General features: G+C 43.7%; 22 protein-coding genes. 16 read left to right on the top strand and 6 right to left on the bottom strand.

Going from position 1 to position 25,514, the window contains the following annotated elements; all coding sequences use genetic code 11:
• Positions 1-202: 202 nt before the first annotated feature.
• The 3 genes from V202x_RS24520 to V202x_RS24510 form a co-directional block, all read right to left on the bottom strand.
• A complete protein-coding gene (locus tag V202x_RS24520) occupies positions 203-691 on the bottom strand; it encodes a DinB family protein (RefSeq protein ID WP_145179432.1) in 489 nt (162 codons plus the stop codon).
• A gap of 183 nt (positions 692-874) precedes the next feature.
• Entirely contained in the window at positions 875-1,276 is a 402-nt protein-coding gene (locus V202x_RS24515) for a hypothetical protein (RefSeq protein ID WP_145179431.1), read from the bottom strand.
• 319 nt (positions 1,277-1,595) lie between these two features.
• Positions 1,596-2,099 (bottom strand): hypothetical protein, encoded by a 504-nt coding sequence (locus V202x_RS24510; RefSeq protein WP_145179430.1) that lies wholly within the window; start codon positions 2,097-2,099, stop codon positions 1,596-1,598.
• 330 nt (positions 2,100-2,429) lie between these two features.
• On the opposite strand from V202x_RS24510, the gene V202x_RS24505 reads away from it, so the two are divergent.
• Entirely contained in the window at positions 2,430-2,816 is a 387-nt protein-coding gene (locus V202x_RS24505) for a carboxypeptidase regulatory-like domain-containing protein (protein ID WP_145179429.1), read from the top strand.
• An 80-nt stretch (positions 2,817-2,896) separates the two neighbouring features.
• Complete coding sequence (locus V202x_RS24500; protein ID WP_315851524.1) at positions 2,897-3,940, top strand: DUF1559 domain-containing protein; 1,044 nt, start codon at positions 2,897-2,899, stop codon at positions 3,938-3,940.
• A gap of 86 nt (positions 3,941-4,026) precedes the next feature.
• On the opposite strand, the gene V202x_RS27655 is transcribed toward V202x_RS24500, so the two are convergent.
• Positions 4,027-4,167, bottom strand: a complete 141-nt coding sequence (locus V202x_RS27655; protein WP_197993081.1) for a hypothetical protein — start codon at positions 4,165-4,167, stop codon at positions 4,027-4,029.
• A 254-nt stretch (positions 4,168-4,421) separates the two neighbouring features.
• On the opposite strand from V202x_RS27655, the gene V202x_RS24495 reads away from it, so the two are divergent.
• Positions 4,422-5,579, top strand: a complete 1,158-nt coding sequence (locus V202x_RS24495; RefSeq protein ID WP_145179428.1) for a prenyltransferase/squalene oxidase repeat-containing protein — start codon at positions 4,422-4,424, stop codon at positions 5,577-5,579.
• Positions 5,580-5,609: 30 nt separating this feature from the next.
• Here the strand turns inward: V202x_RS24495 and V202x_RS24490 are convergent, their stop codons facing one another.
• Positions 5,610-6,845 (bottom strand): tetratricopeptide repeat protein, encoded by a 1,236-nt coding sequence (locus V202x_RS24490; protein WP_145179427.1) that lies wholly within the window; start codon positions 6,843-6,845, stop codon positions 5,610-5,612.
• A gap of 269 nt (positions 6,846-7,114) precedes the next feature.
• On the opposite strand from V202x_RS24490, the gene rpmF reads away from it, so the two are divergent.
• The 6 genes from rpmF (at position 7,115) to V202x_RS24460 (ending at position 12,935) form a co-directional block, all read left to right on the top strand.
• Positions 7,115-7,294: a 50S ribosomal protein L32 gene (rpmF, locus tag V202x_RS24485; RefSeq protein ID WP_144988196.1), complete on the top strand. Its 180-nt coding sequence runs from the start codon at positions 7,115-7,117 to the stop codon at positions 7,292-7,294.
• A gap of 6 nt (positions 7,295-7,300) precedes the next feature.
• On the top strand, positions 7,301-8,302 hold the full coding sequence (gene plsX / locus V202x_RS24480) for a phosphate acyltransferase PlsX (protein ID WP_145179426.1): 1,002 nt from the start codon (positions 7,301-7,303) through the stop codon (positions 8,300-8,302).
• 50 nt (positions 8,303-8,352) lie between these two features.
• On the top strand, positions 8,353-9,261 hold the full coding sequence (gene fabD, locus V202x_RS24475; RefSeq protein ID WP_145179425.1) for an ACP S-malonyltransferase: 909 nt from the start codon (positions 8,353-8,355) through the stop codon (positions 9,259-9,261).
• A gap of 390 nt (positions 9,262-9,651) precedes the next feature.
• Positions 9,652-9,885, top strand: coding sequence for an acyl carrier protein (acpP, locus tag V202x_RS24470; RefSeq protein ID WP_002649181.1), 234 nt, complete (start codon positions 9,652-9,654; stop codon positions 9,883-9,885).
• A gap of 85 nt (positions 9,886-9,970) precedes the next feature.
• Complete coding sequence (gene fabF / locus V202x_RS24465; RefSeq protein WP_145179424.1) at positions 9,971-11,215, top strand: beta-ketoacyl-ACP synthase II; 1,245 nt, start codon at positions 9,971-9,973, stop codon at positions 11,213-11,215.
• 418 nt (positions 11,216-11,633) lie between these two features.
• Entirely contained in the window at positions 11,634-12,935 is a 1,302-nt protein-coding gene (locus V202x_RS24460; RefSeq protein ID WP_145179423.1) for a beta-ketoacyl-[acyl-carrier-protein] synthase family protein, read from the top strand.
• Positions 12,936-12,997: 62 nt separating this feature from the next.
• Here the strand turns inward: V202x_RS24460 and V202x_RS24455 are convergent, their stop codons facing one another.
• Positions 12,998-14,416, bottom strand: a complete 1,419-nt coding sequence (locus tag V202x_RS24455) for a tetratricopeptide repeat protein (RefSeq protein ID WP_197993080.1) — start codon at positions 14,414-14,416, stop codon at positions 12,998-13,000.
• A gap of 765 nt (positions 14,417-15,181) precedes the next feature.
• Here V202x_RS24455 and nusA point away from each other — a divergent pair.
• The 7 genes from nusA (at position 15,182) to V202x_RS24420 (ending at position 25,478) form a co-directional block, all read left to right on the top strand.
• Positions 15,182-16,639, top strand: coding sequence for a transcription termination factor NusA (gene nusA, locus V202x_RS24450; protein ID WP_145179421.1), 1,458 nt, complete (start codon positions 15,182-15,184; stop codon positions 16,637-16,639).
• 111 nt (positions 16,640-16,750) lie between these two features.
• Positions 16,751-19,543, top strand: coding sequence for a translation initiation factor IF-2 (gene infB / locus V202x_RS24445; protein WP_145179420.1), 2,793 nt, complete (start codon positions 16,751-16,753; stop codon positions 19,541-19,543).
• A gap of 50 nt (positions 19,544-19,593) precedes the next feature.
• Entirely contained in the window at positions 19,594-20,013 is a 420-nt protein-coding gene (gene rbfA, locus V202x_RS24440) for a 30S ribosome-binding factor RbfA (protein ID WP_145179419.1), read from the top strand.
• A gap of 78 nt (positions 20,014-20,091) precedes the next feature.
• Positions 20,092-21,024, top strand: coding sequence for a hypothetical protein (locus V202x_RS24435; RefSeq protein WP_145179418.1), 933 nt, complete (start codon positions 20,092-20,094; stop codon positions 21,022-21,024).
• Positions 21,025-21,292: 268 nt separating this feature from the next.
• Complete coding sequence (locus V202x_RS24430; protein WP_145179417.1) at positions 21,293-23,566, top strand: tetratricopeptide repeat protein; 2,274 nt, start codon at positions 21,293-21,295, stop codon at positions 23,564-23,566.
• 107 nt (positions 23,567-23,673) lie between these two features.
• Entirely contained in the window at positions 23,674-24,426 is a 753-nt protein-coding gene (locus V202x_RS24425; protein ID WP_145179416.1) for a YebC/PmpR family DNA-binding transcriptional regulator, read from the top strand.
• Between the two features lie 29 nt (positions 24,427-24,455).
• Complete coding sequence (locus V202x_RS24420) at positions 24,456-25,478, top strand: hypothetical protein (RefSeq protein ID WP_145179415.1); 1,023 nt, start codon at positions 24,456-24,458, stop codon at positions 25,476-25,478.
• Positions 25,479-25,514: the final 36 nt, after the last annotated feature.

Raw genomic sequence — 25,514 nt, 5'->3', positions numbered from 1 at the left:
GTGTCTAGAAATGGAGTGATTTTTTGACCTTTTTTCGGAGATGATTGACTTAATAAGGTTCGTAGACAACCTATTTCAAGTTCGGACTTTGCGGTTCGAAGGATTTCAACGATTGTAGTAGTAAACGTTACCGGAACCTGTTTCTGAATGGAACTTGATTAATCAATGTGATCAAGATTCGTCTGACGCGTATGGTTACTTTTTAGAAGGTCAGATTATCGTTGTGCTCCCAACTAAAGACATCCCCCTCGGGAAGTGGTTTTACACCAGAGACTCTCAACATATAGAGCAGTTGCGCACGGTGATGCATGCTGTGTGTGATAATGTGCGCGATGCTTGTTCCATAGGCTTTGTCTCGTGGTGGATCATCAAGATGATCTGTCCATAATTCGTCCCATGCATCATCTTTTGCAACTTTTCGTGCAAGGTTTGCGAGTCGCTCTTCAGCGACAGCGAGCCGCTGAGTCATTCCCAGAATAGTTAAGTTCGATTGCTTCTGAATTTCTTCCTGCATCATCAATGAGGTCCAAACCTCCATGTTGTGGATGATATGGTCCAATGTCGCACGCAGCGTTCGATGACCAATATCGAATTCCTGATCAAGCTCAGCATCATTGAGTGTCGCGCAGACATCTAATAACTGCCGTGTGGTCCACGCATCGTGTTGAAGCAGGCGATCAAGTAAATCCATTGTATTTGGCTGACCTTGGTGTTTTTGATTCCAAATTACTTGAGACGTCGATCTACAATATTCAAATAGATTTTTATGTAAACCTTATAGGATCCTGTGTTCAAATTTGTTCGTAAAATAGCCATGACACAAATTGATCAGAGCATTGGTGTTTCTTTCATACTTGAACTGAGATGTATTCTACTAGATTGGTTTATTCTGCTTATAGTATTCAAGAGCTTCGTTGGGATTTCCTCCAGCGAGCAATTTGCTAACTGCTTGCTCTGTACAGCGTACCCACAACAGGAGTAATTCTGTATCTTGAGGACTTAGTAAATTATTTCTTTGCAGCATTCCGTCTGGGTCTAAGCCCCAGAGCCTAGTACGCGTGCTAAGTTCCCAGAGTGATTGAATAACGATAAGCTCCGAGGGGAATTCAGGTAGAGCAGTTATAGCTGTGATTACTTCAGTTAAGTTCTTTTCGTTAAGTTCTTTAAAAGGTCGTAACGATCCGAGAAATCCGTTTCTCCAGTGTGGAAAGCTATCAAGATCTGGATGGCAACCACTATGTATTAGAATAGTTTCTCGGGCTTTTTCAGGAGTCACTCATTTCTCCTCACTATATGAATTTATTCTTAAGAGATTATATTTAAGCTATGAAGTAAATTTCTGATGGAACTTCATTTGATGTTTGGTATTCTCTTCGTATTTTGCTGACCAGTGCTGCTACGGACCGATCAGATTGTGGGTGGTCAATGCTTTGGGTAATCATCATGGACCAATCATCTATGTCTAAGCAGAACTCTCCGAAAAGTGAGTCTGCACTGACTATATCGGGATAGAAACAGAACCAGCAATTGGTTCTTTCTTTTTTGACTAGAATTGCTTTGTGATGGAATACACTCATTGGAAACTTACTCAATTATTATTTTTTCTGCTGCGGATTCAGCAGTATTTCTCCAGTGGTGAGATCGACCCCTGACCATGCCTTTGAGTGTTCGCCGAAGATGTAAAGTTTCGAAATTTGCTTTTCTTCGACATAGACTATCACTAAATTGTCACCAATCGTGAGATGACTCTTGCTAGCGTGTGGTAGTTTCAATTTTGCCCAGAGGGCTGACTTTGCAGAATAGGCGTGAACTTCTTGGCCAAATTTACAAGCAGCGAGTGAATTTGAGACGACAGGATTAATCTTAACGTGTGGAATAGATGATTCCTCTATTAATATCTTTGTCTCACTCCAAGTATTTGTTAATGCACTGTATGCCAATAATTTTGCTCGAGACTTGGGAATGATTAGAATGATCCCTTTGCTTTGAACAGTTATTGGCTCAATCTGTTTTGGTTGTGTTGCGTCTTGTCCAAGGGCGATTGTAGTGCTGGTGCTGAAGAGTGTGATTACTAATAAACGTTTTGCGAAATGTTTCATTGCGTGGTTTCCTTTTCTCAGAATACGAACTGCTAACCCATTAATCCATTGAGAAGTTCGTATGGTAACGTGCACAGTCTGACTATGCTAAAAAAAATATGATTTGAGTAAGTTCTCTTTCATATAAAAGGATTTCCATCTGTGAGCGAAAAAGGAACGAATCTTTAAATTCATCTTGTTATTTCATTGGAGAACTCAGATACTAAAGTTGTTCTGAGTTCTACAGACAGTGATGGTGTTTTCCGCATTTCTTAATAACCATCGAGCCTCGCAGCTGTTTTCGCTCACTTCAAAAGTGGAATCGTGGCTCTATAGGATGAAAGGGAAACCATGACACGTATGATGTTGCTTGCTGCTCTCTCAATAATGGTCGTAATGAGCGTTGGTTGTAGTGACCGTGCTCCAGATATGCCCGAACTGGGTAGAGTTCATGGAACCATTACCCTCGATGGAAAACCGCTTCCTGACGTCACGATATATTTCGAACCCGAGAAAGGACGTCCCTCAACTGCAAAAGCGAACCCGGATGGGTTTTACGAAGCGTTCTATCTGATTGATGCAAAAGGAGTCAAAATCGGACCCTGCAGCGTCCGAGTGGAATGGGGTATCGACGACTCCGGTCCAGCGATCCCTGTGAAATATGGTATCAAGAGTGAACTGAGTCTTAATGTGAAACCAGGTGATAACACATACGATATTGAGATGAAGTCTAGTTAAGTTATCTCAATATTGAGTCATCAGCCTGTCCCTATGCGCGCCTGGGGTTTCTGTATGATCTTTCTTTTAGGAGAGCCGTTATGAACAAAGGCCGAATGAAAATTTCAAGTGGGTTTACTCTGATTGAGTTATTAGTGGTCATTGCGATCATCGCTATTCTGATCGCATTATTGTTACCCGCTGTGCAACAGGCGCGAGAGGCTGCACGGAGGTCGTCTTGTAAAAACAACATGAAGCAAATTGGTTTGGCAATGCACAACTATCACTCTGCGCATAACACGTTTCCACCAGGCTATATCACAAAAACAGCCTGTAATACGACAGGTGTCTGGCCTGCTTGCAACATGGGAGAGTTGGGAGTCTACGGGTGGGCAACGTTCGTGTTGCCCTTCATGGATCAGGCTCCTCTGTACAATTTACTCAATACAGGCAGTGTGACCCTTGACCAAAACTTAGCAAATGCCACCGTGCGTCAAGCGTTGCAAAAACCGATGACGGTCTTTCTCTGTCCTTCCGATCCAGGACCCAATCTCAATGATTATGAATCGGCTTCTGATCGATATGATTTCAATGTGACTGATGGCACCACTGTCTATCAGATTGCTCGTTCGAATTATGTCATGGTGGCAAACGCCTGGGACAGCACGACGCCTGCTGTCTATCGGATTCAATACGGTCCCGCTCATGGAATTGGTTTCGCTAATTCGAACATTCGTTTCCGTGACATTACCGATGGAACGAGTAACACGCTCCTTGCTGGCGAAAGAGCGTATATCTACAAAACAGCAAACAAAGTTGGCGGAGCCAATGTAATTGGGTTCTCAGGTTCGAATAATACGCAAAGTAGCAGCTATGCCAGAAAAGGGAACGGGCTGGCTGCGATTGGTCTGACTTACAATGGCATCAACGCGATTGTCGGGGGAGAACACGATGTGCGCGGTTTTAGTAGTAATCATGTAGGGGGCGCCCATTTTGTGTTCTGTGATGGATCGGTCCACTTTTTGAGCGAGAATATCGATTACAAAAAAGGCACTGTTTCAGTGGCAACTCACGTTCAAGACATCAATTCCACGTTTCAACGCCTCGCTGTTCGAGACGATGGACAGGTTGTGGGTGAATTCTAAGCAAAGTCTATGAGAGATTGGTAAATGATGAAAATTAATTGAGCTTCTGTTTTGAGGGGAATCGAGTCACTCGATTCCCCTCAAAACTATACAATTTCTTTTTCTGAATTTTGCATTTCCAGGTTCAGTAGCCTTTGTTCTAAACTTTTGATGGTGTTATCTAACTTTTGAATCCCTGCATAAGCGTCTGCAGCAAGAGAAGAAGCCATAAACCATTTGAAATCCATCACGACTCCTATTACGAGGGGCAAGAATCTACTGTCTGGTTATATATTTATATGATAACTTTGAGCAGCTTTAGGTGCCAAGTATTCATTATAAGTAGAGCCCCAAACTATTTTTGATTGGTCTCAAACTCTGTAGATTCGTAGGTGATTTTGCTGTTTTGAGTGGTGGAAGACAAAACATGTAGATATGCTGATTGATTACGTGGAGCGGAATCTTCTGAGAACATGTCTGAACTTTTTACGGAGTCTGGTTGATGAGCAATTTTAAAATCGTCTCGTTTGCTGCGCTGACTTTGGTTAGTTCGTCTTTGACGATGGCACAAACACCTGAAAAAAGTAAAAAACTTCAGTATCACTATGAGAACATTGCCATTCCACAAGCGAGCGCCGATGAGCCGATTCGTCAAGAATTTTCGCTTGAATTGGCGGACCGTTATCTCGAACAGGGAGCGCTCGCCTGGACGAAGCAGCGGAAATGTATCAGTTGCCACACGAATGGTCTGTATCTTTTTTCCAGACCTGAGTTGAGTGGGGAATTAGGGCCACCGTCCAGTGAAAGTCGTGACTTCTTTGTTAAGGAGCTACGAAAATTGAAAGCCATGGATCGGGAAAAGTTACTAAAAGGAATTCGGCCAACTCAGGTAGCTTATATTGCAGCAGGATTAGCAGAGTGGGATCGGCATATCAGTAAAACGCTTTCACCTCAGACCGACGAAGCATTGCGGTTTATGTTGAGCTTGCAGGCAAAGGATGGGAGTTGGGGCAATGCGGATTGCTGGCCTCCGTTAGAATCGAGCAACTTTCAGGGAGCGACTGTCGCAGCGCGAGCACTTTCCTCTGCACCAGGCTGGTTAGATGGTTTAAAAGACGAGACTTTACAGTCTGGAGTAGAGAGGCTTAAAGCTTACTTACAGAATACGGAGCCAGCACACGATTACGGCCGACTGATTTTCTTATGGACGGCGGCCCGCTATCCGGATTTGATCAGTGATGAGAAGAAACAGGCATTGATCGAGATGGTGATGCAGCATCAACGACCCGATGGGGGCTGGTCCATTCGTACTTTTGCAGCCCCTGAAGCCTGGGGGCGAGGAAATCGTGCAAAGAAGTTACGCGAAGAAACCGAATTTGATAAAACTGCTAATGCCTGGAAGAATCCAGCCAGTGATGGGCATCAGACGGGTTTGGCGATTCTTGTTTTACGCGAAAATGGTGTGCCCGCCAACGATCCACGGATTCAAAAAGGCATTCAATGGTTGCTGAAAAATCAACGCGAGTCGGGACGCTGGTGGACAAGGTCACTTAACACCGACCGCTGGCATTTCATTACTTATAGTGGAACTTTTTATCCCTTGCAGGCGCTCAAACAGTGTAATGTCTTACCGACATTGAAACAAACAACGGCGAGATGATTTACCTGTATTAGCTGATCAAACCTGCAATTACTTTTGGTTCGCTTTCCATTTTTTAAACTGGGTAGAATTCGTAAATTTGGTATAGTTGTCCAATTCACTGAGATCGAGATCTTCATATGAAAAACCAAATTTCGATTTCAAGATGTCCAGATATTTGATGGTTTGATCGAAGTTGCTTTGCATTACGGAAATATTGATGAGATGCATATAGGGTTGTAATAAGTTCGGTTCAATTTCGCTTGCTTTTCCCGCGTATTTCCCTGCCAAGACGATGTCACCCATTTCGATCAGGATGCCTGCTCGTAAAGAGTAAAGGTAAGGGTCGACGATTTTGATTGAGGCATTTAAGCGATCAAGACACTCCAAAGCTGAGGCATAATCGCCCATTAATACAAAGTAATCGATGCTTAACAATTCTGCGGTTGAATCACCCGGATGGTATTTACGGAACACATTCAAGACTTGCAGATATTTTTTGTGATTCTCTTTTTCGATGGTATCTTGAGCCAGTCTCAATAAAACGGTTTTTCTTCCTTTATACTGCTTGGAAAGTTGCTGATAGGCTTGAAAGGGATCGCCTTTTCCTGAGGAGAGGTTTAGAAAGTCGTATAATTTTTTTTGCTCTTGAATGCGGCTTTTTTCTTCAGCATTCAGTTTGTTTTGAACATTTAATTGTGCTTTCTGGATTTCCGGTATTAAAGACCATTTGATCGTTTGCGAGAGCAATTCACCGGTAGAAAAGCTATCGATGTCAATAATCTTTAAATTGCCAGATTGATGTTTTTCAATAATCAAGGCGTGGTAGTCCAAACTCCAGTCTGGTCTAAGAAAGCGGAAAATGACTTTGTACTGATTCTGCTCTTTTCTCATAGTTAAAAAGCGATAATCAGCTCCATTAGCAATTTCAGCCAGCAATTCGCTATCAATCCCCTGGTTAGTTCCATCATAAGTTGCTTGTAGTTGCTGGCGGATCGGTTTCATAGATTGCTGGACGGCTGGATTCTGTTCGAATTCAGCGAGTGTCCTATTTATAAATGTTTGCCAGTCGAATAATTCACGGAATTTTACTGCGTCCTGAGAACGTACTGTCTGTTGGATCTGCTTGCCAAATGCCTGCAATTCTGTCGGAGTCATCGGTTGTGAATTACGATTTCCATTCGTCTGAGCCATCACATTTTGTTGCAAGCATAGACAGACCGTTAAAATAGTGAGATTGAGTGAAATTTGCCGAAAAACAATTCGTTTGAGATAATGATCCATCATAATAACTCTCGATTTTCTGAGGAAATTGCATTCAAGAATGTGTACTGATGTTTTATTCTTGTTTCGCAATATAAAAATATCACTTCTGATATCGACTGTTCCGTCCCCTGTAGCTTGACAGTTGTTTTAAAAATTGCATAGTATGTTCGATTCCTGTCAGAAAAGCTGGTAAGAGAGATCTCCGTGCGCTTACAGGATCAGTAGTTTACGGTAAGTTGTTTTTCTCGTATAGTTTATGCTAAGTCAGATGTTTTAAGGCGGTCTTTTTCATGGCAGTTCCTAAAAGGCGGATGTCGAAATCTAATTCTCGTAAGAGACGCAGTCATAATAGTATTAAGGTTTCCAAACCAACATACTGTCCACAATGTGGAACAGCGTCACCTTCACATGCCATTTGCCCTCATTGTGGTTTCTATCAAGGGCGTACCATCGTTGATACTGAGGATTAAGCATCAATGCGGATTGCACTGGATGCAATGGGGGGGGATTTCGCCCCCGAACCTAATATTACTGGCGCAATCGCAGCGTTACAGGCGGATCCTGCACTGAATGTCGTGCTTGTTGGACCGCAAGATCAAATCGATTCTCAGATCGAAGCTTCCGGCTACTGCGGAGATCGTTTGTCGGTAGCCCATGCGACTCAGGTTGTGGGCATGGAAGAAAAGCCCACCGACGCAATGCGTCAAAAACCTGACAGCTCTATTTCGATCTGTTGGAAAATGATGGCAGCTCGCGAAGTGGATGCCGTCGTCAGTGCTGGAAATACCGGGGCTGTGGTAGCTTCGGGTTTAAAAACACGGTTGTTTTTGAAGGACGTCAAACGACCCGGAATTGCAGTCACTTTGCCTACGATAGCAGGTCATGCCGTATTGATGGATGTGGGGGCGAACCCTTCAGCGCGTCCATCCCATCTCTATCAATACGCGATTATGGGCGAAATTTATGCGCGCGAAGTACTGGGAGTCGAAGTTCCTAAGATCGGGTTGATCAATATCGGCAGCGAAGATGGTAAAGGAAACGATCTTTACCGTGATACTTACCGCTTATTGAGTGAGGGACCTCTCAAGGATAATTTCGTCGGAAATGTTGAAGGTCGAGGGCTCTATCAAGGAGAGGCTGACGTTCTCATCTGTGAAGGTTTTGTGGGTAATGTTGTATTAAAGGTCAGTGAAGGAATGGCTGATTTTCTAATGCAAGAGGCTTCAAAGCAGATATTAGGTAGCCTTGATACAGAACGTGATCAGGCTAAACGGGCGTTTATGGATATGGGGAAGCGATATCGTTACCACGAAACAGGTGGGGCTCCTTTACTCGGAATTGACGGTATTTGTATTATTTGCCATGGATCCAGTGATGCTCAGTCGATTTCGAATGCTTTGAAGGGGAGTGCCACATTTAAGGATCGTGGCATCAATTCACAGATTGCCGAGCATCTGGCTCAAAAGCCTGTAGCATAACTCGGCATTCTTAACGTTTTTAGCAGTATAGATCATAGAGGGATCGACCAGTGAGCAGAATCGCTTTTTTGTTTCCCGGACAGGGTGCTCAGCATGTCGGTATGGGCAAGACGATTGTCGAAAAATATCCGGCTGCTCAGGAACTTTTTAATCGTGCCGCTGAAATTCTTCAATACGATTTAGCTAAGCTCTGTTTTGAAGGTCCCAGTGAAGAATTGGACTCAACGGTTGTTAGTCAGCCTGCTTTGTTTGTGACCAGCCTTGCGGCTTTAGAAATGCTCCGGGCTGATTCTCCCGACAAAGTCTTAGCTTGTGAAATGGCAGCGGGTCTAAGTTTGGGAGAGTATACAGCACTAGTCTTTGCTGGTGCGATGACTTTTGAAGATGGATTGCGTGTTGTACAACGACGTGGTGAAGCGATGCAGGCAGCTGCAGATGCAAATCCTTCTGGAATGGTCAGTATTCTGCTTCTCGATCGAGAAAAGGTGGTTGAAATTTGTGAAGCCGCTTCCTCTGTTGGAAAGATCTGGGTTGCTAATTACCTGTGCCCTGGAAATATTGTACTTTCTGGTGAAAACAGTGCCTGTGAACGGGCAGCCGAGTTGGCCGAACAAGAGGGAGGCCGTGCAATTCCTTTGGCAGTAGCAGGTGCATTTCATACAGAGATTATGAAACCTGCCGATAGTCAGTTATCGGAGGCGCTGGGAGGAGTCGGGCTTAAAAAGCCGGAAATTCCTGTTATTTCAAATGTGGATGCTGAAATTCATGAAGATCCAGACGAAATACGCGAATTGCTGATAAGACAAGTGATTAGCCCTGTTTTGTGGGAAGACTCAATTCGTAAGATGCTAGATAATGGTTTCGATGAGTTTTATGAAATCGGTCCCGGTAAGGTCCTCAAGGGATTGATGAAACGCATCAATCGGAAAATAACCTGCGAAACCGTGAATGATTCCTGAATCGTATGGACGATTGCCTGTGGCTGGACTGCGGAACTGTATGTCAGAGGGCAGAGAAATTATTTCGTATATTTTGTCCAGTGACTCAGAGCTTGATCTAATCTATCGATCTGTGCTACAACAACTTACAACGATCACTGAAAGAATATTCAAGAGAACCTAAAATCGTATGTTCTCAGACTGGAAATATAACTCTGCTCAAATTATGAGATAACTTTGGTGGAGTAGACAAGACTAATAATTCTTGTCCCATTTTAAGGTTTACATAATTAGGGAAACTGGATATATCATCGCTACAGCTATTAGCGAATACATCCAAGTTGGTTTGGTAAAGATGTTTCCAGCCATACTTAAGATTAAGAATCACTAAGACGGTGAAGGAGAAAAAGAGTGTCAATCGAAGAAAAAGTGGTTGGTATCGTTAGCGAACAGTTGGGCCATCCAAAAGAAGATATTACTCTGGACAGTAAATTTATCGATGACTTAAAGGCTGACTCACTAGACATCGTTGAACTCGTTATGGAATTTGAAGACGAGTTTGATGTCACGATTCCCGATGATGATTATGACAAAATTAAAACAGTAGGCGATGTTGTTGGATATATTACTGAGAAAGCCAGTTAATTAGAGGCAATCATTTCTCAGCGCTCTTGTCCAGTTGTTTTGATTTTATAGTGTCCTGTCTTTTCATTGTAGGAAGTGTTCTCGAATGCGCAGGAGAGTCGTCGTTACCGGGGTGTCTGTTGTAACGGCTTTGGGTTTAGATGTCTCAGAGTTTTGGGACAAAATATGCGCGGGTAAAAGTGGAATTGGTCCCGTGGAGCGCTTTGATTGTTCCGATTACAAAGTGCGCTTCGGTGGCGAAGTCAAAGATTTTGATGCTACTGAATATACTAATCTCACGGCGAAAGATCTGAAACGTGTTGATCGTTTTGTACAATTCGGTCTTGTTGGCGCTCATATTGCTTACCGACAGGCACAATTGGAAGATTTTGATAGTGATCCCTATCGCAGGGGGGTTCTGGTAGGGAGTGGGATTGGTGGTCTGAACGAAATCGAAAATCAGCACGATCGTCTTTATAACCAGGGTCCAACCCGAGTTTCGCCGTTTATGATTCCCAAGCTGATGGTCAATGCCGCCAGTGGAAATATTTCGGTGACTTATAAATTAAAAGGGCCGAACAGCGCTGTTGCTACGGCCTGTGCATCTGCGACAAATGCGATTGGAGATGCATTTAAGTTAATTCAAAATGACGTTGCGGATATTATGGTAACGGGTGGCAGCGAAGCGGCTGTGACGCCGATGGGGCTTTCTGGCTTTGCTCGCATGAATGCGCTTTCGACTCGTAATGATGATCCACAGTCTGCCAGCCGTCCTTTTGATCGTGATCGAGATGGTTTTGTGATAGCTGAAGGGGCTGGCATTATTGTACTTGAAGAGTACGAACATGCCAAAAAACGTGGCATTCCCATCCTGGCGGAAGTCATAGGTTATGGAATGTCGGCTGATGGTTCGCATATGACGGCTCCTGATCCCGAAGGTCGTGGGGCAGGGCGTGCTATGCAGAATGCGATTAGAGATGCTGGTATCAATAACGAAGATATCGACTACATCAATACACACGGGACAAGCACTCCTTTGGGCGATGTTGCAGAAACTGCAGCCATTAATACTGTTTTCGGCGCGCATGTAAAAAAGATGCCTGTTTCCAGTACCAAAGGTCATTTAGGTCATTTGTTAGGTGCGTCAGGTGGGGTTGAGTTTGTTGTCGCTGTCAAAGCGCTGCAAGAACAGACTGCTCCTCCTACGGTTAACCTAGATGAACCTGATGAAAAATGTAATCTCGACTACATTCCTCAAGAGCCGCGTGAGATGAAAATTAATCGAATATTGAAGAATAGTTTTGGATTCGGCGGGCATAATGCGTGTTTAGTTCTTCAAAACGCACCATAGATGGCTATTGCTTTTAAGTGTGCTGGGTCAGTGATCACATGATTCTTGATGTCGGTTGTCTTCAGGCCTTCTCCGAGTAAGGTGAATTTTCCCGAATTATTCTGTATCTCGTTATTGCTTCAGGGTTGAAAATCAGGCCTCGATTGTCTTAGCTATCCCATGTCATCAGTTGCTTGAGGATGTATGAATAGTGTATACATGTTTGATTTTACTGCTTTCTTGGGTTCAGGCAGGAGGTCAGACAGCGAAGGGGTAACTCCACAAATTCTACTTTTTTAGCTATGATATATGGGTCAGTGGATTCTCGTACCGAAATAGGCCAGGGTCTTGCCTGCAGGGAATTATTTTCTACGATGATGGTACGTTAATCATAAATGGCTGACGCGAAGTGTAAGCGGGACTTTCTAAAGAGATTCAAATGAATACGGAATCACAACCACGAATTCTGATAACAGGAATGGGCATCCTCAGTCCCATTGGGGTTGGAGTAGAAGCCTTTCAGGATAGTTTGCTGTCTGGAAAATCGGGTATCAAAAAATCGGAATTGTACTCTTACTTGGCAGTGCCAGATATTGGTGTTGGCGAAGTTTCAGATTTCACTGAATCTTCTGCAAAGAAGCAATATCTTAAAAAGCAGCGAAAAAGTATCAAGGTGATGTGCCGTGAGATCCAAATGGGTGTCGCTTCCGCTAATTTAGCAATGGAAGATTCTGAATTGGATCTAAGCACGATTGATAGTGAGCGTTTTGGGATCGAATTTGGGGCAAACTTAATGTTGAGCCCACCGTCTGTACTTTACGGGGCCTGTATGGCGAGTACTGAGGGGACTGAGTTCAAATATGATCATTGGGGTGCTGACGGGCTACCTAAGATGGAGCCGCTCTGGTTATTGAAGTACCTCCCCAATATGCCAGCCTGCCACATCGGTATTATCATTGATGCTCGTGGACCTAATAATTCGATCACTCAGGCTGAAGCGTCCGGGAACCTGGTGCTTGGGGAAGCACAACGCGTCATTGAACGTGGGTGGGCTGACGTCATGATTGCAGGTGTAACAGGGACGCGTGTGCATGAAGTAAAATCGATTCATGCTAAGTTCTGGGACCAGTTAGCAGATTCGCCTGCCGAGTATTCAAAACGATCTCGACCGTTTGACAAAGGACGAACGGGTCAGGTTGTTGGCGAGGCCGCTTGTTCACTGCTGCTTGAAGAAAAATCACATGCTGAAAAGCGTGGTGCAAAAATCTGGGGTGAGCTCTTGGGAACAGGTGCCTCTTGTGTGCTTAAGCCGAGTGGAGAGCCAGATGTCAGAACAGCCATTACGAACTCGATTAAAGCTGCTTTAAATAGAGCTGGAGTTCAGCCTGATGATATTGGACACATTAATGCTCATGGTCTTGGTGACACTGTCTTTGATGTGAAGGAGTTTCAGGCGATTCAGGATGTCTTTGGTGACAAAGCAACAGAAATTCCAGTAACGGCACTTAAGAGCTATTTTGGAAATTCTGGTTCTGCTTGTGGAATCGTTGAAGCCAGTGGTTCGCTGGTAGCTTTGAAGCAGGGGCTCATTCCTGCCACACTGAATTACGAAGAACCGGATCCTGATTGTCCATTAAATGTCGTTCGAAATGAACCACTGGCAACGAATAATAAGCTGTTCTTAAAAATTAGCACAACAACATGTGGTCAAGCCAGTGCCTCAGTGATTTGCGGCGCCTGAATTTGCTAGCATTAAATTATGAAATACATAGCCTTGGAAAATCTTTCCGAGGCTATGTTTATTTAGAACTTCTTTAATGCAAACTGTGCACCACGATATGCAGACAAGTTTTTCATGTTTGTGTTGAGAGCCTGCTGGAAATTCTGAGTTGCTGCTGCACTGTTCCCCGACATCAATGCTTTTTGCCCAATGAAGTAATATGCTTCGCATGTTTGGGCTTTTGCCCGTTGCGGGTCTTTGGGATCAATTGATTTTAGCAGCTCAGTTTCAGAGATTTTACCCATTAAAAAGGCGAGAAGCGTATCAACGGAATCTCGAGTTTCCGGTCTTTTGGCCAGGATCGATTGGAATTTCGTATCGGCTGCTGCCTTTTGATTGCTGCGTACCATTGCAGTGTAAATCCAAGGGTCTAATACTTTCATTTGTTGTGGAGCCAGTTGTGCAGCCTGATTAAACTCCACTAGTGCTTCGGGAAAATTCTGACTGAAGAAGTAAGAAAATCCTAAGTCAGAGCGTAATGCTGCATTCGATGGATCCAGTTTTACTGCCTGTTTCTGGTCCTCAATTGCTTGAGTGATTTTTCCTTGCAGAAGTCTGGCCTCACCCCGCATACCCAGAACAAACGGTTGGTTGGGGACAATCGACAATGATTGTGTCAGGTCTGATTCAGCCGTTTGAGGTTTGCCTCCTTCCAAGTATGCAAAGCCCCGGTTGGTGATAGCATGATGGTATTTCGGGTCGATTTGGATTGCTCGAGAAAAGTCATTAATTGCTTCCTGGATTTTTCCTTGCTGTTGATAAAACATAGCGCGATTATTGTAAACGACGGGAGAATTGGGTTGCTTTTGAATCACCTGGTTGAAGCTGGCCAATGCCATTTCATTGTTTCCTGCCAAAGCATAGGCATCAGGTAGTGCTAATAAGGCGGCGATATGATTTGGAGAAAGTTTGATTGTTTCAGTAAAATCTTTTGCAGCTTCCTGAGGTCGATTGAGCGGCAAATAGATCATTCCCCTCTGGTAGTGGAAATTAGCTCGTTCTTCGGGGGTCAGATTCGGGCGTGCCAGGATTTGATTTGCAACGTTCAGAGCTGTCTCAGCATGGCTTTTTTTGTTTTCCATCACCGCCAGGTTCATCATCCCATATAGATAGGGGAGGTAGTAGTTGACATTTTTGTTCTGGCTGAAGCGGATGGCTTCGCGTGCATCGCCTACCCCATCTCTAATGGTTTTTGTGTTTCCCTCTGCTCTTCCTAGTTCGACTCGGGCGCTAGCCCGAAGATAGTAGGCGACATCGTCATTGGGCTTTTGTTGTAAAACTTGTGAGGCCAATTCAATTGATTTTGCGAAATCCCCTTTTCGCTGAGCTTGATCGGCTTGCATCTTTTGTTGTGCAAATGGGTCATTTGAATTCTGTAGCTGTGCAGTCGCAGTGAATGGAACTCCAAAGCAAATCAACAACAGAGGGAATATACGAGACATTTTGGGGGTGTCCTTTGGAAAGTGAGTGTCTGTTCTCATATTAACAAGCTGAGTTAAGCGTGAATAAGTATCACTACAGTCGTGATTTCGTCACAATACTATAGTAGTTTTCATCTTCGATGGAGATCAATCTTTGTACAAGGAATAGAAATCGTACAAATTGATCCTATCAAAAGTTTACTCAAGACTTTCTTTGATTGAGGGCGTGTGTAAATGTGTTCATTTTGTGCTGATATAATTTCATTCTGGGATTTATGAACTAAGTCGTTGTGAAATAGTTGGCTGCGGTGCTTGACATCTCAACCTGAGGAGATTAATTTCACCTGATAACAGAGTATTCTGCTTAAGGGTACTTTGTGCGCAATTGTTTTGCATACTGGCGTTCAGTATGTGGGTATGTTTGCAAGGGATCGAGCTAGTCAACTTGACTGCTGCTTCTTTGTGATGAATCGTCATTCGTAAACTCGAATGGAGTCCTCTGATATGTAGGCTGGTTGGAATTCGAGCATTTGCTCACCAATCCGATGGTCGTGTTTGTTGTATTGGAAACAACATCGCGGCTCTGCCAGGCTGTCGTTTTGCGATGGTGCAGGTAGTCATAAAGTGGGCATGTTCCCGCTTTTTTTTGTTAATAGTGATATCTTGAAAGTTGAATTTCTGTGATATCTAACAATCAATATAAATAGATTTGGCCGAATTAGGTCTTGGTTGAGTAGTTTTCGAGTCAGTTGGTTCACATCAACTGTCGAATGAAGGAAACACATTATGGACGGTAAGGAAGTTCTTCGGATTGTTGATGCCATTCAACGCGATAAAAGCATTGATAAAGAAATCGTGTTTGGTGGGATTGAACAGGCCATCTTATCCGCTGCGCGCAGGCATTTTGGGGATGATCACGAACTGACAGTTGAAATTGATCGTGATTCTGGTGAGCCGACCGTATATTGTGATTCTGAAGAGTTAGCTCAAGACATTCTTGGTGAAATTCTGGGGCGTGTTGCTGCTCAAACTGCTAAGCAGGTAATGATTCAAAAAATCCGTGAAGCAGAACGTGATTCGGTATTTGATGAATACTTGGAAATGCAACACCAGTCGGTTTCGGGCACTGTATCCCGTGTCGAAGGGGGAGCAGTGCTTATCAACTTGGGGAAGATCGAAGGTATTCTTCCTCGTGGTGAACAGATTCCTGGCGAATCGTTTCGAGTTGGTGATCGCGTGCGGGCAATTGTTCTGGATGTTCGCAAGGCGGGAAGTCGTGTTAAAGTGATTCTTTCCCGAACACACCCGGATATGGTGCGTCGATTATTTGAACTGGAAATTCCTGAAGTCTCAGATCGTATTATTGATGTTCGTTCTTTGGCACGCGAGGCTGGTTACCGGTCAAAAGTTGCTGTTTCCTGTATTGATAGCAGTATTGATTGTGTTGGCGCTTGTGTTGGTATGCGGGGAGCCCGGATTAAGAATATTGTGGATGAGCTTGCTGGTGAGCGCATTGATATTGTTCGTTGGAATGATTCGCTTCAGGTATTGGTTCCCAATTCACTGCAACCAGCCGAAGTAGAAGACGTCATTTTGTGTCCCATGTTGGGGCGTGTGATTGTACTCGTGCGTGATGATCAACTTCCTCTGGCCATTGGTAGAAAAGGACAGAATGTGCGTCTGGCGTCTAAACTGGTCGGCTGGGACATCGAAGTGATGACTCAAGCTGAGTTAGACGAACAGTTAGATAAAACAGTAGAAGCTTTCTCTTCGATTCCTGGAGTCTCTGAAGAATTGGCTGAGAGTTTAGTCTCACAAGGATTCTTTAGTTACTATGATTTATCTGTGATTGAACCTGACCAGTTAGCTGAGTTGGGAGGTCTTACAGCTGAGCAGTGTGAACAGATTGTTGAAGTAGCTGATCGTGAAAGCGAGCGTGTCGAGGCAGAAGAAGATGCGATGCGTGCCGCGAAGAAAGAGCATCCAGTTGCTGCCAACGAAGTAGAAGCTACGACAGAAATAGAAAATGTGCCAGTAAGTGCCTCTACAGAGACTGATGCGACTGACGCGATAGAAAGTCAAGAACCAGAGAATCTTGAAGCTGACGATACTGCAGAAACATCTGCTGAAGAAGACGTCAACGCTTCAGAGATAACGACAAGTTTAGAAGAAGAAACTGGTTCAGATCAAGAACCGGTCAATGTTGAAAAGACAACGGAAGATTCTACAGAAAAGCAGGATTAAATCGTTTTATTACGAGTAAGTGTTATGGGGTAATTGCCCCATCAAGCAATGCGTTTCAGTTCGTTTTTGTTTTGAAAACGTTTTGCAGAATTGTTCACGGGAGAAGGGCTGTTGAAGATTCGTATTTTTGCTCTTGCAAAAGAGTTGGGAATGGACAGCAAAGTGCTGATCGATGAATGTAACCAAGCTGGGGTGAAGCTGAAAAACTCCGCTTTGGCCAGCATTACGCCCGAAGAACGTGACATTGTTATTGAATATTTGAACAAGAATAAACAGCCTTCTGATAGTCCATCTGCAGATGTGGAAGACCAGGCAACTCTGACCCCTCAACGGGAACAGACAAAGTTGCGAACGATCAAGGCGATGACATCTCGTTCTCAACCTTCTCGTTCTGTATCACAAAAATCAGTCTCAAAGGAAAAAAATACAGAAGAGCGTTCGAGTCAGCAGGAAGACAAACCGAGTGTAGAGACTCATGAAACGGAGGAAGAGCCAGAAACAGCTGTAGTTGAAGGGGCGTCTTCTGAGCTTGATCAGCCTGAAGATGCCCAAGCTCGACCTGATTCTATACAACGTATGGCGGGCGGACGTTCGTCGAAAGAAGATAACGGCGAAGGGGATGATCAAGCTCTTAGCCGTGATGACTATGTTCCTGCTGGGGGAGCGGCTCCCTCTTCCACCATACGTGAAATGAAACCTCGAGGATCTACACGTTCTGGGAAACAACAATCCAAAGCAAAATCTAAATCAGCATTGCCTACAGTAGCTGCTCCTCCTGCCTACAAACAACCTGTGATTCCCAAAGCAAAGAAAAAAGAAGAGAAGGCGCAAAAACCTGAGGTTCGTTTGACTGCTGATATTCTAGAGCAGAAGAGTCCGCTGGCTGCACATCTGGCACAACATACAGAACAGAAAAAGCGAGACAAAGATCGCGATCCACAGGATGAGGATTCTAAGCAACGTCGTGGAAGTATTAGTCTGGTCGAAGCACGAAAACAGCGTCGTGAACAGCGTAAAGAAGGCCGTCGCGTCTTTGCTCCTGATGGAACGGAACAGCAGGAAACAGTGGGGCGTCGTCCCCGTCGCACAAAGCGGAAACAGGATTCTAGTAATATTGTTCACAAGACAGAAGCAGAGGTAGAATTGCCTATCACTGTCCGCAGTCTATCGGAAGCAATGGGGCGTCCTGCAAAAGCCATCATGTCAATTATGTTTAAAGAATTTGGTGAGATGGTAACCATCAACCAAATCATTGAAGAAGAGACTGCTTTAGCTGTGGCATTAGAATTAGGCGTGGATCTGACCTTCAAAAGGCAAAAAGGAATTGAGGAGACAGTCAATGAGATTATTGAGCAGGAAGATGCTTCAGAAGATCTCATTACACGCCCTCCTATTATTACGGTATTAGGACATGTTGACCATGGTAAGACAACTCTAGTTGATTCTCTTCGAAATTCCAAAGTGGTAGAAGGTGAAGCCGGTGGAATTACTCAGCATATCGCAGCGTATCAAGTCGAGCATAATAACCATAAACTGACATTTGTAGATACACCCGGGCACGCTGCTTTTAGTGAAATGCGTTCTCGTGGTGCGAACGTTACTGATATGGTTGTGCTGGTTGTTGCAGCTGATGATGGGGTGATGCCTCAAACTGCTGAAAGTATTAGCCATGTCAAAGCATCTGGCGTGCCGATGGTAGTTGCCATGAATAAGATTGATCTACCAGAAATTAACGAACAAAAAGTATTGACAGATCTTGCCGCACAAGACGTGCTTCCCTCGGAGTGGGGAGGGGAAACCGAAGTTGTTCGTGTATCAGCTTTGAATGGCACTGGTTTAGACAACTTGCTGGAAACGTTATTACTAACAGCGGAATTACATGAACTTAAGGCCAACCCAAATCGACCTGCTGTAGGCGTATGTCTGGAAGGTTTCCGAGATGAAGGTCGTGGCTCGGTTGCCTGGTTAATCGTCCAAAAAGGGACGTTACGTATTGGTGATGCTGTAGTCTGTGGAAAGTCCTATGGATATATTCGTGCCATGTACGATGACAGGGACCAACAACTGGAAGAGGCACCACCTTCATTACCTGTAAAAGTAACCGGTTTGGATAGTGTACCTGGAGCAGGTGATCATTTTGCTGTATTGTCTGATATTGAACAGGCTAGGGAACTGGCCGAAGAAAGGCGTCATGAGGGACGAACTGATACTTTGGCAAGGCACAGTGGTGGCCCACGAACACTCGATGACATTATGGGTTCTGTTCGCGAAGGAGAAATTGAAGATCTATCACTGATCATCAAGGCAGATACACCGGGATCTTTAGAGGCGATCCGTAGCGAAATTAGTAAATTCGAACATCCCGAAGTACGGGTGAAAATTTTGCATGAAGGGGTAGGAGGCGTCAACGAAAGTGATGTTTATTTGGCGACGGCATCCGATGCCATTATTATTGCATTTCATGTGGTTGCTGAAGATCGGGCGAAAAATCTAGCGGTCCAGGAAGGTGTTGAAATTCGTCGTTATAGTATTATTTACGAAGTCGTAGATGATATCAGACAATCACTCGAAGGCTTGTTACGACCTGAACTGGTGCAAGAGCAAACAGGTCGTGCATTGGTTTTGCAGACGTTTTCAATCAGTCGTTTTGGAAAAATTGCAGGCTGCCGTGTTCTCAATGGAACAATAAATCGAAATGACAGAGTGCATGTGATACGCGACCAGAAGATCCTCAATCAGTACCCCATTGCATCATTAAAGAGAGAAAAGGATGATACTAAGGAAGTTCGCGAAGGTATGGAATGTGGGATTTTGTTAGCCGGGTTTAATGATATTAAAGAGGGGGACTTGCTGGAGGCATTCCGGATTAACGAAGTGAAACGAACTCTCGATTCTACTTCTTAAATATTAGTAGAATTGAGCCGAACCGAATAGTGAATGCTCGCGGGGACTGAATGACATCACGTCGATTAGCAAAAATCGCTCAGGCGATATTAGAAACAGTTAGTACAACGATTCTGCTGCATTTACGCGATCCTCGCATTCAGAATGTAACAGTTTTGCATGTTGATGTCGCACCGGATGTGCAGTCAGCCAAGATCTACATTTCGATCATGGGGGATGAAAAAACGCAAGCACTTTGTTTACATGGATTGGAATCAGCAAAAGGGTTTATTCAGTCCAAAATTGCTGATCGAATTCAAACCCGATATACACCTGTGATCAAATTTGTTTTGGATTCCGCTGTGAAAGATTCGGTAGAAGCACTTCGTATTTTAGATGAACTACAGGTTGAGAGAGAAGCGGAAGAGTTGACGAAGGGGGCCTCAGAGCAAGATGATCAAATCACTGAAGAAGGATCTCATGTGGATTAGTTGGTGAAATTTCCGTATATGAAAGAGTTGTTTTCGTTACTTTCCATTTGAACTATCTCAAATATTGTTTAGACAAATATGGTTGCCAAAAAAATTTCAACATCAGATAAACAGGCTATTTGTAAGAAGCTGATCACTCTGCTTAAGAAAAGGTATTCAGCGACGTTACCCAAGTATGATCGGCCTGTATTGGAAACAATGTTACACGCCATTTGTCTGGAGAATACAACGAATTCACAGGCTGATGAAATGTTTGATTCACTTCTGGAAGGTTTTCATGATTTGAATGAAATTCGAGTCAGCACGATTTCCGAATTAGAAGCGGTGTTTTCATCAGACATTGATGCGGAATGGAAGGCATATCGAATCAGATCAGTCTTACAATATGTGTTCGACAAAGAATTTTGTTTTGACTTAGAGTTATTGAGAAAGAAGACGTTAGAGCAGGCACAAAAGCAATTAACGAGAATGAAAGCTTTGACCCCTTTTGTTCTCAATCATACTTTACAGGTAGTTTTGGGGAGCCATTCCGTACCGGCAGATGAGAAAATTTTAAATGCTACTAAATGGTTGGGGTTGCTATCTGTTGAGGAATCAATAGAAACAGCTAGCGATAGCTTAAAATCAAGTGTCCGTAAGACAGACGCTCCGTTATTCAGTCATTTATTACGATGTCTGGCGACAGATGAAGAACTTGCTGCTGACTTCAATTTAGTTAAGAATCCGTTGCCTGAAGAAGGCGTGGATCTAAAACAGGCCCCTGGTCGGCTGGAGGAATTATTTGCGAATCCACTTTCCAAACAGAAAAAAAGAGTGACAAGAAAGAAGAAGAAAGCGCCCACGAAAACGAAAAAAACAACTACAAAAGTGAAAAAGAAAGTACCCACCAAAGCTAAGAAAAAAGCAACCAAAAAAGTGACAAAAAAAACAGCCAAGAAAAAAGTTCCAGCAAAGCGAACTTCATCCAGAAAAAAAGTGACAAAAAAGAAATCCTCTTCTGCCAAAAAATGATCTGTTGGAATTTTAATTTCTTAACTTAGCTTGCCATTCGATTACTACTGACTGTCTTAATGCCGGTATTGTCCGTCAGTTCTGCTTTTCCCTGCCTAACATCTCGTATTTCCCTATACTAAAATAATGGAATCCACAGAAAGCAGACTTGGAGGAGCTGGGGAAGAGGCGTTACAATGGAAAGTCTCGATTCTTGTTCTTATTAGATGCAGCAATTCGTTTCGGGTAAAGAATAAGTAATCTCTGTTTCAGATAATGGAGCTTGAAGATGTGCGGTTTTCCGAAGATGGTAATCATTTTAGCTTGCCAGTTCATGTTGTTACCTGGTTTATTGGTATTTAACGCCTTAATTCCTCTTTCTGCCAAGATGCCCGATAAGAAAGAGGCAGCGAAACAGACACAAAAGCAGTCCACACCTAAAGTATTCTCTCTGGAAGAAGGGATTGCAGATGATGTTGTACTGCCCCTTACACCTCTCAAACCTCGCACTCCTGACGAGTTAAAAGAAGTCGACTCCGCTGCCTGGTATATGACAGGTCGTATGCGTGAGGCCCGTAATGATTTCATAGGAGCTTACGAAGCCTACAAGAAGGCCATGGAATTGAATCCCAATTCGGTCGAAATTTATCGAGTGTTAATCAGGTTGGCTTCAGGATTAGATAAGACTGACGAAGCGATTAAATACGCTCAGAAAGCGGTTGAACTTGATCCAGAAGATTATGAACTCATGCGAAAGCTGGGTTTACATATGGCAGGTCAGGGGCGTTTCGAAGAGGCAGTTACGTTTCTGAAAAAAGCATCTGATTCACCATCCATCGATAAAAAATCTGGTGTGTATGTAATTATCAAGCACGATCAGGCAAATCTCTATGAACGATTGGGGAAGAATGAGGAAGCGGCTCAGTGTTGGGAGGTTGTCTTCAATGCATTGTCGAATCCCGACCAATATACTTTTGAGTATAATTCTCGTTCTCAACTTGAAGCTAAGCAGGGGAAGCTCTTTGAGAGAATGGGGCAGTCTTTTCTTGAGACTGACCGACTGAAGCGCGCAGTCGAAGCATTCAACAAAGCAGCAGAGTCACAAAAAGGGCGACCTGGTGTCCTGAAATATCATCTGGCCCAGGTGTACTTTCGATCTAAACAGTACCAGAAAGCACTTAATGCATTACAAGTTTATTACGATGAGCAACTACAATCAAAAGGCCGTAAGGCTTATGAATTTCTTGCAGAAATATTAAAAGCACTGAATCGTTCAGATGAACTGATTCCTAAGCTGGAAAAACTGGCACAAAAGGATCGATTTAATCGCACGCTTCACTACTACCTGGCAGAACAATATGGAGCTCAAGGACGTTTTGACGAAGCAGAAAAAACATATTTGGATTCAATCGGTAAATCATCCGATTCGGAAGGTTTGGCTGGTTTGATTACTTTGTATCAAAAGAATCACAAATATGAGAAGCTGATTGCAACGCTATCCAAAGCTATCCAAACTGGAGATGGAATCCAGAAGATTCAATCGAATTTACAGGAGATGTCTAAAGATGAAAAGTTCGTAAGAGCCTTGATTGCTGAGGCACAAAAATTGAAAGCGAAAAATCCACCAGGGGTCGATGTCTTTTCTGGATTTATTATAGCAAAATTAGCAGCCGAAGCTCACCAAGATAAAGCAGCACGTGAGTTCTATCAGTTTGCGATGGACTCTGCAGAAAGGCACGCCAAACCACAAATTAGAGGTAATTGGACATTACTCATACTACAGGAATACAGCCAACTATTGAGAGAGGAAAATCAATATGGGGAGCTCTCGATGTTGTTGCAAAAGGCCGTCGAAAATCCTTTACTGGCACCGCAGCGCAATAACTTATTATATTTTTTGGCAGATGCACGTGAGCGCAATGGTGAAACAGAAGCAGCGCTCAAGGTGAATGCAGAAGCTCGACAGACAGCACCTAAGTTTCCGTTGCTAGATTACCAACATGCCTGGATCTATTATCATAATCGCGATTGGAAAAATGCAATCGTACAACTACAGAATTTTCTCAAGAAGTACCCAAGGCAGAAGGAACGGGTATATCAGGTTAAGATGATGCTTTCCAATGTCTACGTACAACAAGGTGATCTTGCTAAAGGGGAAGCAATTCTTGAAGAGATGCTTGCTGAAGATCCAGAAAACCCTTCTATCAATAATGACCTGGGCTATCTCTATGCTGACCAAGGCAAAAATCTGGAAAAAGCGGAAAAGATGATACGAATTGCTTTGAAGTCAGAGCCTAATAATATGGCTTATCTCGACAGTATGGGGTGGGTTTTATTTAAACGGCAAAAGTATGAAGAAGCGCTCGAATATCTTGAGAAAGCCAGTAAATTACCTGGGGGAGGAGACAGTACGATTCTAGATCATTTAGCAGACTGTTATCACAAACTGGGAAAAACGGAAAAAGCGAAGGAACTCTGGAAGTCGGCATTAGAGGAAGCACAAAAATCTTCTCCACCCGATGCAAAAATGATTGAACAGATTCAGCAAAAACTCGATCAATAATCATTTTTTTCAAGCTAGCGAATCTGATAATATCGCGTTAACTTATTTCTTGCCTGTGTTATTCTGACGCAGGTTAATCACTTTTATTCAACTGAGCGAATTTATAAATGGCAGGGCATTCACATTGGGCAAATATCGCCGCTAAGAAAGGGGTGATTGATAAAAAGCGGGGTAAACTGTTCGGCAAATTGAGCCGCGCGATTATCGTGGCGGCACAACATGGTGGGGGAGATCCTGCTATGAACTTAGCCTTGCGGTATGCAATTGATAAAGCCCGCAAAGCGAGTATGCCCAAGGAAAACATTGATCGCGCGGTGAAAAAAGGGTGTGGCGAGTTAACTGGAGAAAAATTTGAAGAGCTCGTCTATGAGGGATATGGTGCAGCCGGGGTGGCGGTGTTATGTGATATCCTGACTGAAAATCGTAACCGTACCGCTGGAGAGATCCGCAAGATTTTTGAAGTACACGGTGGTAATCTTGGCAGTACAGGCTGTGTTGCCTGGATGTTTGAGCGGAAAGGCCTTTTTCTGGTTCCCACAGAGAATGTCGTTGAAGATGAATTATTTGAGATCGCATTGGAAGCAGGAGCAGACGATGTCTCTGCCAATGGTGATGTCTTCGAAGTTACCTGTAGCGTCGAATCTTTCCAACACGTATCCGAGGAATTTGAAAACAGAAAAATTCCAACGAATCTGGCAGAAATTTCACGGATTCCAGCAAATACTGTCGATCTGGGGGTGAATGACGGTAAAAAAGTCCTCAAACTAATGGAAGCTTTAGAAGATCACGATGATGTGCAAAGTGTAACTGCGAACTTTAATATTCCGGATGAAATTATGGCTGAGGTCATAGCGGATTAAACAAAAATCTTGTTTTAAGGGGTGGAAACTTGACGATTGAATTCAGTTGCTCGCATTGCAATAAAGTCTTGAAAACTTCTGATGACAAAGCCGGTCGTCGAGCCAAATGCCCCCAATGTGGAGAACCGATCAGTGTGCCCATGCCAGAAGATGTCGCTGCTAGTGATGATGGGTTTGACGGTTTTGGTGAATTCGATAGTGAATCTCCTGTGAGTGAGGATCAGAGTTTCCTCGCGGATTCCCCGGTCAGGGAAGAGGACAGTTTTCTGAACCAAGAAACCATTGACTGTCCCATGTGCGGTGCTCCTGTTAGTGTTGGCGCTATAAAATGCGAGGCCTGTGGTGAGACCTTACAGGCTTCGGGCAGAAAAGGAGGCCGTTGGGAGCCACGCGTTTTCAGTATTGGTGAGGTTTTTTCTCGTACGTGGGAAGTATATAAAGCCAATTTAGGTATGGTTCTTGGAGTACCATTGCTGGCTGGATTAATTTACTTTATTGGAGCTTTTGCTATTGGCATCGTGGCAGCACTACTGGGAGTTGCCTTGGTTTCGATGGTGGGAGGAGACATGGCTCCTTTGGCTCAAATTCCAGTAGCACTTCTACAAAACATTTTAGTGTATGGAATTTTGTTCTACGTTCAGTTGGGAGGCCAGCTTACTTTTCTCAAGATTGTCCGTGGGGAGAATCCTGAATTGAACGTCATGTTTAGTTGTGGCCCTTTTCTCGGGCGCATGTTTCTTTGCTTTATTATCTATGGTATACTCACTTTTCTGGGGTTTTTATTGTTGATTATTCCCGGCATTATCGTAGCGCTTATGTTTTGGCCATACTCGTTTATTCTGGTTGATCGGAATTTACCTGGAATTGAATCATTCTCAGAAGCTCGGAAAGTGACAGCTGGTAATCTGCTGAATCTGTTTGGTCTGTCAATTTTGTTAGGTTTGATTACGATATTGGGGGCAGTGGTCACTTTGGGGATCGGTTTGATCTTCATCATTCCCTTTACTTACATGGCACAGACCGTTGCTTACGCTGAAATGACCAATCAATAAGCAGTATCATTACGCAAAAGCATCGGCAATTCTTAA

Origin of the sequence: Gimesia aquarii, assembly GCF_007748175.1 — a bacterium.
GTDB lineage: Bacteria > Planctomycetota > Planctomycetia > Planctomycetales > Planctomycetaceae > Gimesia > Gimesia aquarii_A.
This window is presented reverse-complemented; position numbering and strand designations above follow the sequence as displayed.